Below are 876 nucleotides of genomic sequence, written 5' to 3'. Positions count from 1 at the left end.
CGGTCCATTTTGAGGCAAATAAACCCATTGGTAAAGTTATGGATTTAGATAGGGGATATTAAACCAGATGTTTTTAAGAAAACGTAAACAGAAGGGGGGGAAAAAGTTTGTTGCAACAGCGGTTGGATATGCACCATGGGGATTAGGGGTAGCAGAGTATTTTTACAACCTTTACGAATATGATGATGGTACAAGAGAATATGAAGAATTTGACGGTGGTCAGTATCATGAGATGCCTTGTAAAGTTGATTACAGTACCAAGGCGCAAGTGAAAGCTTGGATATACGGTGGTGATTTGCCAAGAAGCGTTTTGAGTTGTGAAGCGTTGATAGACGAGGTGAATAGGGAAATCAAAAAATGTACAGTTAAAGCAGTGAAAACTTATGATGATATAGACAACGAGCTAGAGAAAGCACTTGGTATTCAACTAGGTAGGTATCAAAATGAAAAAAAGTGAAAAAAATAAAAAATACGTATTGACTTTAAGGAAAGGTTCGTTTAGAAAGGCGTCAAGTGCTTAACAACACTTAGCGATAAGCGGATAAACCACGATAAGGTTTTTCCCATTCTTTAAAATACTGACTGTCTTTTATGTTGTGATTAGCATATAATGATTATGTCGGGTGTGGTCACACCATACAATACTCTTTATGAGAAAAGTGTGACGACGGACTTATCGCCGTGTTTGTTAGCACCCGACGCCCTTATGGGGTGTTAATAACAAACCTTTTTTACGATAAGGATTACTAGCATGAACGCTACAGTTAAAAATCAAAAAACATCTCCAAAATATCAACTTACCAATCAAACAATTCTTCGCGAAGGTAAAAAACTTTATCGCATTAAGGCGTTAAGAGATTTTGGTGATGTTAAAGC

Annotated in this window: 1 protein-coding gene; it reads left to right on the top strand. The window is 37.0% G+C overall.

The genetic code is table 11. The features are described 5' to 3' along the window. Window positions 1-67: 67 nt before the first annotated feature. Window positions 68-457: a hypothetical protein gene (locus tag ACFIM6_RS10005; protein WP_375612687.1), complete on the top strand. Its 390-nt coding sequence runs from the start codon at window positions 68-70 to the stop codon at window positions 455-457. Window positions 458-876: the final 419 nt, after the last annotated feature.

The organism is Bartonella sp. AA9NXGY, from assembly GCF_042196845.1.
Lineage (GTDB): Bacteria > Pseudomonadota > Alphaproteobacteria > Rhizobiales > Rhizobiaceae > Bartonella.
Note: the sequence above shows the minus strand (reverse complement) of the source record. Positions and strands in the feature narration are given on the sequence as shown.